This is a genomic window from Streptococcus oralis (assembly GCF_023109315.1).
In the GTDB taxonomy this organism is placed as follows: domain Bacteria; phylum Bacillota; class Bacilli; order Lactobacillales; family Streptococcaceae; genus Streptococcus; species Streptococcus oralis_BS.
Genome location: NZ_JALDUF010000005.1, coordinates 178,817 through 188,112 on the forward strand (window position 1 = coordinate 178,817; position 9,296 = coordinate 188,112).

At 43.9% G+C, this 9,296-nt stretch carries 6 protein-coding genes, 1 tRNA gene and 1 pseudogene; 1 reads left to right on the forward strand and 7 read right to left on the reverse strand.

The features are described 5' to 3' along the window. Positions 1–53: 53 nt before the first annotated feature. From pepC to M1F74_RS07755, 6 genes are all read right to left on the reverse strand, one after another. Positions 54–1,388: a C1 family peptidase gene (pepC, locus tag M1F74_RS07730; RefSeq protein ID WP_247946743.1), complete on the reverse strand. Its 1,335-nt coding sequence runs from the start codon at positions 1,386–1,388 to the stop codon at positions 54–56. A gap of 109 nt (positions 1,389–1,497) precedes the next feature. Next, positions 1,498–2,220 (reverse strand): pseudouridine synthase, encoded by a 723-nt coding sequence (locus tag M1F74_RS07735; RefSeq protein ID WP_084940401.1) that lies wholly within the window; start codon positions 2,218–2,220, stop codon positions 1,498–1,500. Positions 2,221–2,293: 73 nt separating this feature from the next. Next, complete coding sequence (locus M1F74_RS07740) at positions 2,294–2,524, reverse strand: GlsB/YeaQ/YmgE family stress response membrane protein (RefSeq protein WP_247946744.1); 231 nt, start codon at positions 2,522–2,524, stop codon at positions 2,294–2,296. A gap of 9 nt (positions 2,525–2,533) precedes the next feature. Continuing rightward, positions 2,534–3,775, reverse strand: coding sequence for an aminopeptidase (locus tag M1F74_RS07745; protein WP_247946745.1), 1,242 nt, complete (start codon positions 3,773–3,775; stop codon positions 2,534–2,536). Positions 3,776–3,790: 15 nt separating this feature from the next. Beyond that, positions 3,791–3,943, reverse strand: a complete 153-nt coding sequence (locus M1F74_RS07750) for a hypothetical protein (RefSeq protein WP_247946746.1) — start codon at positions 3,941–3,943, stop codon at positions 3,791–3,793. A 23-nt stretch (positions 3,944–3,966) separates the two neighbouring features. Further along, positions 3,967–8,358 (reverse strand): PolC-type DNA polymerase III, encoded by a 4,392-nt coding sequence (locus tag M1F74_RS07755; RefSeq protein ID WP_247946747.1) that lies wholly within the window; start codon positions 8,356–8,358, stop codon positions 3,967–3,969. Positions 8,359–8,576: 218 nt separating this feature from the next. On the opposite strand from M1F74_RS07755, the pseudogene M1F74_RS07760 reads away from it, so the two are divergent. Continuing rightward, positions 8,577–9,030, forward strand: a pseudogene (locus tag M1F74_RS07760) (transposase family protein); the annotation flags it as partial. 190 nt (positions 9,031–9,220) lie between these two features. Here M1F74_RS07760 and M1F74_RS07765 read toward each other — a convergent pair. Continuing rightward, a tRNA-Pro gene (locus tag M1F74_RS07765) sits at positions 9,221–9,294 on the reverse strand. Between the last annotated feature and the right edge of the window lie 2 nt (positions 9,295–9,296).

Consider the following 9,296-nt stretch of genomic DNA (forward strand, 5'->3'; position numbering starts at 1 on the left):
AAATTACTTGAAAAAAAGAGGCTAGGATTCTCCTAACCTTTTTTCTTTATGCTTTATTCTGCCAAGGCACCCATTGGATCCCATGGTGCGAGCACGATTGGTTCTGCTTCATAGGCAGCTCGTTCTTCTGCTGTCAGCAATTCTTTGCGAACAACGATTTGGTAAGTGTATTCGTCCATCCAAGCGTCTGAAGCAACAAAGTACCCATCGGTACCGACCTTGTCTCCCCATGAGTTTTCAACCTTCCACTTGGTTGACTTGCCATTTTCGTCCAAGTCCACACCTGTCAAGACCATGGCGTGGGTCATCAAGCTTTCGCTATAGTCCAAACGTCCAGCCTTGTCTTGAGTGAGTTTAATGTCCATGCTTGATTCGAAGTCATAAACATCTGTCGCAAGGATTCCTGCTTTGCGGTTGCTGAGCTGGCCTACATCTGAACCAAACCAAACAGTTTCTCCTGTTTGCATTTGGGCAATCGCCAATTTCTTCAAGCGTTCCATTGGAACGTTGATGTAGCGAACTGCACGGCTACCAACCACATTTCCTAACATCTCAACTGTGTAAGATTTGCCATAAGGTTTATCAGCAGTCGGAGCATTGATAACAGAAACGTAGTCTTCTAGAGGAAGGTCAACATATTTTTTGTAAAATTCTTGTGGTGTAATGCCCTTTTCACTTTGGTAGTTATCATCCTTGTCACGATAAGCAAAGTCAAATTTACGTGGTGGAAGCCCTAGTGACATAGCAAGGAAGTTAAAGATTTCTTGCAAGAGGTCTTCTTTCTTAGCTTGAACAGTCGCTTGGTCTGCACCAGAAGTGATCAAGTCACGCAATATTTGAGCATCTTGGCGAAGCAATTTGTTGAGAATAGCATTTAGCTCACGGCTGCTGCTAGATGAAACAGACTCAGGATAAACAGACTTAGGAACGACACCATATTTCTCAAAGAGGGCAACGACCATATCCCACTGTCCACCGTCTTGTTGAGGTGTTTGGAGTAGGAAGCTAACCTTGCGGCTCGTCAATTCTTGGTCTGCAGTCGCAATGACTTGCTCCAAGAACCAGTTAGATTTTTCATACTTGTCCCAGAAGAAAGTGTGGGCTTGTGACAATTCAAAGTTTTCCAATTTGTATTGAGAGATGAGTTTGTGACGGAAAGTGTTGAGAGCTGCAAACATCCAACAACGACCAGACGCTTTCTGGTTAGTAACCTTGTCCTTGGTCAAATCTAATGAGAAAACAGGTGCATTGTCTACATGACTTTGGCGACGTTCTAGGGCTGCAAAAATTCCGTTGTGGCTGGCAGCATTTTCAATCGCTTGGTATTTGATATTTGCTTCATAGTTAGCAAATAGTTTATCAGTAAATGATTCTTGAATCGCGTTCATAGATTCCTCCTTTTATTCTACTGTCTATTATAACTCTTTTCACAAAGGAAGCAACTGAAAACATAAAAAGGCAAGGACATTCTCCTCGCCTTTTCTAAAATAAATCAAATTAAACAATACTCGCAAGGAGAACCTCTAACTCCTCCTTGGTCAGACGACGCCATTCTCCTCGTTCTAAATTCTCGTCCAAAGCTAAAGTTCCCATCGTCAAACGTTGTAGGTCCACTACTTCCTTGCCACAGTAGGATACCATACGCTTGACCTGATGGAACTTCCCTTCTGCAATGGTCACCCGAACCTGGCTCTCATCCTTACCTGAATCCACTGACAAAATCTCCAGTTTGGCCGGCTGGCAGGTAAAGTCCTTGAGCGGAATCCCCTTAGCAAATGTTTCCACGTCTTCTTGGCTCATGATGCCCTTGACTTGCGCCAGATAGGTCTTATCCACATGACGCTTAGGTGAAAGAAGAGCATGGGCCAGCTGACCATCATTGGTCAAGAGTAGGAGACCATGTGTATCGATATCCAAGCGCCCTACTGGGAAAACTTCCTTGGTCCGCGCCAAGTCATCCAGCAAGTCTAGAACCGTTCTATGCTTGGAATCTTCAGTCGCTGAAATGACTCCTTTGGGCTTGTTCATTATGTAGTAGACAAACTCTTCATACTCCAGCACTTGGCCATCAAAGCGAATCTCATCTCTTTCTTCATTAATCTGCAATTTAGCTGACTTTTCTTTTTTACCATTTACCGTCACGCGCCCAGCCTTGAGCAAGTTTTTGACCTCTGTTCGACTCCCCACAGCGCAGGCAACTAAAAATTTATCTAATCTCATAAAACTATTATATCATACTCAAAAGGAGGCTAGCCCAAGTGACCAACCTCCTTTCCTTTTCAGAGTCGGAAAGCTAACTTCCTCGTCTCCAGAAAATAGCTAAGACAACCATAGCACCCAAAACAGCAGGAATAACAGCTGTTCCCGCTAAAATTGGGCCCCAAGTTCCAAAGAGCAGATGCCCCAGAAAGGCACCAATCCAACCGAGAAACATCTTCCCAAAGCATCCCATACGTTCTCCACGATTGGTGATAGCCCCTGCTAGTAGTCCAATTAAAAGGCCGACAAACATGCTTCCAATCATAGCTTCTCCTTAATTTGCCCAGTCTCCATTACGGAAGAGCGGTACGCGCGTTCCATCCTCACGGATACCGTCGATATCCATTTGATTCGAACCAATCATAAAGTCCACGTGAACATCTGAACGGTTCAGGCCCGCAGCTTCAAGTTCTTCTTCGCTCATCTCTGCTCCACCAACAACGCTAGTCGCATAGGCTGCTCCGATAGCCAAGTGATTTGAAGCATTTTCATCGAAAAGAGTGTTAAAGAAGGTAATCCCTGACTGTGAAATTGGACTTGGATCTGGTACCAAGGCACATTCACCCAAGGCACGCGCACCCGCATTTTCAAAGACAAGGTCTTTCATGACCTGATCACCCTTCTCAGCAGTGATATCCACGATTTGTCCATCCCTGAAGGTTACTTTAATGCCTTCGATGATATTTCCGTTGTAGCTAAGTGGTTTTGTAGAGGTTACATAGCCATCTGCACGACGGAAGTCAGGCGCTGTGAATACTTCCTCTGTCGGCATATTTGGTAAGAATCCTTCTCCCTGCGCATTGATAGCACCAGCTGATTCCCAAACATGGTTCTTCGGCAATCCAAGCGTCAAATCGGTCCCTGGAGCTGTGTAGTGAAGGGCTGAAAATTGTTCTTTATTAAGCATATCTGCCTTGCTCTTGAGGATAGCAGCGTGTTCTTCCCAGGCCTTAACAGGATCTTCTTCGTAGACACGGCAGGTTTTGAAAATTTGGTCCCAAAGGAGATCGACTGCTTCTTCATCGCTCGCAGCATTTGGGAAGACTTTCTTAGCCCACTCAAGTCCAGCAGCTGCTGCTACAGTCCAGCTAACCTTGTTGGATTGCGTTGCGATACGCATTGGCTTCATGGCAAGTCCCATAGCTTTGGCAGAAGCTGAAAGTTTGTCAGCGTCCACACCGTTCAAGGCACCTGGATCAGAAGAACGAACCCCAAGACGGCTAGCCTTGTTCTCCAAGAGGTAGTTCATCTCAGCAATCTTATATTCTGACACATTGTCCAGGCGCTCTATCGGAGCGTGGAGGAATTTCTCACGGTTAATGACATCATCTGTCCACTGAACGATCACCTCATGCGCACCCAAGGCATAGGCTTCTTTAACGATCAAATGCGCCAATTCACGTTGCTCCACATCGATAGAGAGAGCCAAGGTGTGACCAGGTTGCACGTTGATTCCATTCGCAACCAACAATTTCGCATATTTTTCTAGATTTTCTTTAAAATTTGGTAAAACCATTTTGTTTTTCCTTTTCTATTTTTCTTTTAAAGCAGAAAACAATCCTGCTAAAGCAATGGCACCCGACAGAAGCACTGTAGATAGGATAATTGTTTCATCTGCCAGCTCTCGCTGATAGTTAAAAACCTTTTCAGCTGGTTTGTCTTCCGCAAAGATTCTAAGTTTCATAAAGATGTTCTCCGTTCTAATCCTTAAAACAAATCATCAAACAAACTCAACTGGTTATCCTCTGGCATATTGCCAAGAATCCCCATTTCATCCATCTTTTCAACCAAGGTCGATGACAGTCCGCCACGCTTGCGCAGTTCTGTCTTAGAGAGGAATTCACCCTCTTCACGTGCACGCACCAACTGCTTAGCAACGTTCTCTCCCAGACCATCCATTGCTACAAATGGCGGAATGAGGGTATCCCCATCGATGAGGAACTCTGTTGCCTGACTACGGTAGAGATCGAGTTTGCCAAACTTGAAACCACGTTCCCACATTTCATTGACAATCTCAAGAGTTGTATAGAGGTCAATTTCCACATTAGAGGCTTCATTATTCTTCCGTTTTTCAGCAATTTCTTGCATCTTGCGCTTGATGGCATCCAAACCCGCCCCCATGGTCTTGATATCAAAAGCCTTGGCTCGGATTGAGAAATAAGCACAGTAGTAATAAATCGGATGGTGAACCTTGAAGTAGGCCACACGCAAGGCCATCATAACGTAGGCGGCCGCATGGGCCTTAGGGAACATGTACTTGATTTTCCCACAGGACTCGATATACCACTCTGGCACCTTATTGGCCTTCATAGCCTCGATGTAGCCATTTCGCTCCTCTTCGGAAATCTTTAGCCACATGCCCTTACGTACCCGTTCCATGATAGTAAAAGCCATCTTAGGTTCAAGACCAGCATGCATGAGATAAACCATGATATCGTCCCGACAACCGATAACAGTCGATAGGTCCGCAATCCCTTGCTTGATCAGATCCTGGGCGTTCCCCAGCCACACATCGGTACCGTGGGATAGACCAGACAGCTGAAGCAACTCCGCAAAAGTCGTCGGATGCGTCTCATCTACCATTCCACGTACAAAGTTGGTTCCGAACTCTGGAATTCCCAGCATCCCTGTTGGAGTTCCAATTTGCTCAGGCGTCACCCCTAAAACTTCCGTTCCAGAAAAGAGAGCCATAACGCTTTCATCATCCATGGGAATTTCATTAGGGTCAATACCAGACAAGTCCTGCAATTTCCGAATCATGGTCGGATCATCGTGTCCCAGTACATCAAGTTTGAGGACATTCTCATCGATATCGTGGAAGTTAAAATGAGTGGTCTGCCATTCAGCCGTCACATCATCCGCTGGATACTGGACAGGCGTAAAATCGTAGACATCCATGTAGTTCGGAATAACAACGATTCCCCCCGGGTGTTGTCCTGTTGTCCGCTTGACACCAGCCGCACCCTGAGCGAGGCGTTCCACCTCCGCATCTCGATAAAACTTGCCATAGTCCCGCTCATAGCCCTTGACAAAGCCATAAGCGGTCTTGGCAGCCACCGTACCAACCGTTCCTGCACGGAAGGCATATTCCTCACCAAAGATATCACGCACATCCAAGTGGGCGCTAGGCTGATCTTCTCCTGAGAAGTTCAAGTCAATATCAGGAACCTTGTCTCCATCAAAACCAAGGAAGGTCTCGAACGGAATATCCTGCCCATTCTTACTGAGTTTGTGACCGCAGTTTGGACAGTCCTTATTAGGCATATCAAAACCTGAACCGTAAGAACCATCGGTGATAAATTCACTGTACTGACACTGACCACAGACATAGTGAGGGGAGAGAGGATTGACCTCCGTAATCCCGATCATAGTCGCAACGAAACTGGAACCGACAGATCCACGAGAACCCACCAAGTAGCCCCGTTCATTGGAACGTTGTACCAGCATTTGGGAAGCCAGGTAAATCACGGCAAATCCATTCCCCAGTATGGATGTTAATTCTTTTTCAATCCGCAAATCAACAATATCTGGCAGCGGATTTCCATAAATCTCAAAGGCCTTCTTATAGGTCAACTCAGCGACTGTTTCTTCCGCCTTGTCAATGAAAGGCGTGTACAAGTCACTCTTAACCACCTCAACAGGCTCAAAGGTTTCTGCCAAGGCATTGGTGTTTTCAATAACCAGTTTACGAGCTAGTTCCTCTCCCAAGAAGGCAAATTCATCCAACATCTCATTGGTTGTTCGAAAATGAGCCTTTGGCAAAGGAGCTGGTTGGGCATGTTCACCGTGACCAATGGTTCGGTTAATCATAGCCCCCTGTCCCAAACTACGAACGATAATTTCACGGTAAATTTCTTCTTCTGGTTCGATATAATGAACATTACCCGTAGCCAAAACGGGCTTGCCAAGACGGTCTCCCACTTCTATCAAACTCTTGATAATGGTCTGGAGTTCCTCTATATCCTTGACCTGCTCTTTAGCAATCAATGGCGCATAGATAGCTGGCGGCATGACCTCGATAAAGTCATAATACTTGGCCACCTCAACCGCCGCATCCACACCTTGGGAAACGACTGCATCAAAAACTTCACCTTCAGAGCAGGCTGTTCCTAAAATCAATCCCTCCCGATGAGCATCTAGAACCGTTCTCGGAATCCGTGGCACCCCTTCAAAGTACTTGGTATTGGACAAAGAAACCAGCTTAAAGATATTTTTTAGACCTACTTGATTCTTGACATAGATAGTCGCATGCTTGATCCGAGCTTTTTTATAAGAGTCTGGACTGATTAGATCTATATTTAGTCTAGCCAGATCAGTCACACCATGTTTTTCTGCTACATCCTTGATAAAGATAAAGAGCAAACGACCAGTAGCTTCCGCATCGTAGTTGGCCATGTGGTGGTGGTCCAGTGCCACACCAAAACGTTTGGTCAAGGGCCCCAAACCATGACGTTTATACTCAGGATAAAGGTTTCTAGCAAACTCGAGCGTATCAATAACTGGCTGGCTAATCTTAGGCAAACCATGACGCTCATAGTTAGCATTCATAAAGCCAACGTCAAAGGTAGCATTGTGGGCAACTAGAACCGTATCCTTGCAGAATTCTTGGAATTCTTGCAAAACTTGTTCTAGTGGTTTGGCATTTTTGACATGGTCATCTGTAATACCAGTCAACTCGGTAGTAAAGGATGACAAGGGATATCCAGGATTAATAAATTCATCAAATTCAGCAATAACATTTCCCTTATACATCTTAGAAGCCGCAACCTGAATCAAGTCATTATAGATGGCTGAAAGTCCCGTCGTTTCCACGTCAAAAACCACGTAGGTTGCTTCTGACAAATCCATCTCCACTTCGTTGTAAACGATAGGAACACGGTCTTCAACGATATTGGCTTCCATTCCATAGATCAGCTGAATTCCAGCTTTCTTAGCTGCCTTGTAGCCATGTGGGAAAGACTGAACGTTTCCATGGTCCGTGATGGCAACCGCCTTGTGTCCCCACTTTGCAGCTGTCGCAATGATTTCCTCTACTTCTGGCAGAGCATCCATGGTCGACATATTAGTATGAGCATGAAACTCAACCCGACGCTCACCTTCTGGCATCAAATCCTTCCGCTCATAGTGAACAACTTCCTGCACATCCTGCACGTTCATTGTCAAATCGCGTGTGAAGTTATTCATCTCCACATTCCCACGAACACGAAGCCAGGAATTTTTCTTAATGATGTCAAACTTCTGAGCCTCTTCTTCATTCTTAACCCATTTTTGCATTGAAAAACTTGAAGTGTAGTCCGTCATTTTAAAGTTAATCAAAACGCGACCAGTTCTGGTCACCTTATGCTCCACATCAAAAACGACCCCTTCAAAGACCAAACGATTTTCCTCAGTCGTCACATCAATCATCTGGGTAACTTCAGCCTTATCCAATTTTGGTTTTGCAGCAGCCTTTTTAGCCTGGAAATCAAAGGCCGACTTCTCTTCTACTGGAGGAGGAGTCATCTGTTCCAGTTGTTCCATAGCACGCAAAGCTTCTTCATTAGCAGCCTGAACGATTTGTTCATTCTCCGTATGGAAGGCTTCCTCCTGCTCCTGTGTAAGAGCATCATTCTTTTCGATTTGGCAGACAAAAGCTGGAAAACCAAACTTTTCAAGTTGCTTTGTTAAATTAGGAAGATGATTTTTCTTAAAGTGTTCCTTATCAATCACCTCTGAACCTTCAATAAAGAGCTGATTTCCCTCTGCACGAACTTGTAAATTCTGATAAAGAGACTTAAACCCTTGGCTAGCACATGGACCTTCAGAAAAAGCCTCCTTATAGTAGGCCTGCAAGAGTTCATTTGAAAATTCTTGAGAGAGAGCTTTGATTTCGAAAACAGCTTGATTCCCTGTCTTAGAAAATTCTTCACGAAGCCCTTTCTTTAACTCTAAAAAGATTTCAATCGGTAAAATATTAGAAAATACAAAATGAAATTCCCAAATCTTACTAATCTTATGAACCACAACACGCTCAATACTTGCATTAACAAGAGCAGGATCCTGTCTCAATTGATCAGAGACTCCTATTTGATTCATTAAAATTTCAAACTTACTTGACATCCAATTTCCTCACATTATTCTCTTACTATTTTACCATAATTAAAGAAAATATATAGTCACTACCATTCCTTAAACCCTGCTAGTTTTCCTAAATTCGGCTCTATAATATTTGTAGTGGGTAAATCCCCTATAGATATTATGGAGCCTATTTTGTTGTAGAAAAAAGTCCCATATGATCTATAATGAAAAGCGACCAAACCATCATTAGAAAGAATCATATGGAACCATTACATTTTATCACAAGACTACTCGATATCAAAGACTCTAATATCCAAATTATGGATGTTGTTAATAGAGATACACACAAGGAAATCATCACTAAACTGGACTACGACGCCCCATCTTGTCCTGATTGCGAAAATCAAATGAAGAAATATGACTTCCAAAATTCCTTACCTTGAAACAACTGGTATGCCTACTAGAATTCTCCTTAGAAAGCGACGTTTTAAGTGTTATCAGTGTTCGAAAATAGCGGTCGCCGAAACCTCTCTCGTCAAGAAAAATCACCAAATCGCGACCATCGTCAACCAGAAAATCACTCAAAAATTAATCGAGAAAGTCCTTATGACAGCTATTGCAGAAAGTCTATCTGTCTCTACTTCGACAGTCATTCGTAAATTGAAAGAATTCAAATTCAAGACAGATTTATCTTTTCTTCCAACCCACATGTCTTGAGATGAATACAGCTTCAAGAAATGATTTTCATAACTCCGAACATCAAAAAAGAAAGGACGAAATTCGTCCTTTCTAGATCTTAGCTGACTTCAACCCACTACAGTTGACAAAGAGCCACAAAAAAGAAGATTCTCAGAATCTCCTTAACACATATAAAAAAGATACCCTTAAGTATCCTCGTAATCGATCGGGAAGACAGGATTCGAACCTGCGACACCTTGGTCCCAAACCAAGTACTCTACCAAGCTGAGCTACTTCCCGCG

Coding starts and splice junctions, on each gene's coding strand:
- pepC (WP_247946743.1), bottom strand. CDS start 1,388: ATGAACGCGATTCAAGAATCATTTACTGATAAACTATTTGCTAACTAT.
- M1F74_RS07735 (WP_084940401.1), bottom strand. CDS start 2,220: ATGAGATTAGATAAATTTTTAGTTGCCTGCGCTGTGGGGAGTCGAACA.
- M1F74_RS07740 (WP_247946744.1), bottom strand. CDS start 2,524: ATGATTGGAAGCATGTTTGTCGGCCTTTTAATTGGACTACTAGCAGGG.
- M1F74_RS07745 (WP_247946745.1), bottom strand. CDS start 3,775: ATGGTTTTACCAAATTTTAAAGAAAATCTAGAAAAATATGCGAAATTG.
- M1F74_RS07750 (WP_247946746.1), bottom strand. CDS start 3,943: ATGAAACTTAGAATCTTTGCGGAAGACAAACCAGCTGAAAAGGTTTTT.
- M1F74_RS07755 (WP_247946747.1), bottom strand. CDS start 8,358: ATGTCAAGTAAGTTTGAAATTTTAATGAATCAAATAGGAGTCTCTGAT.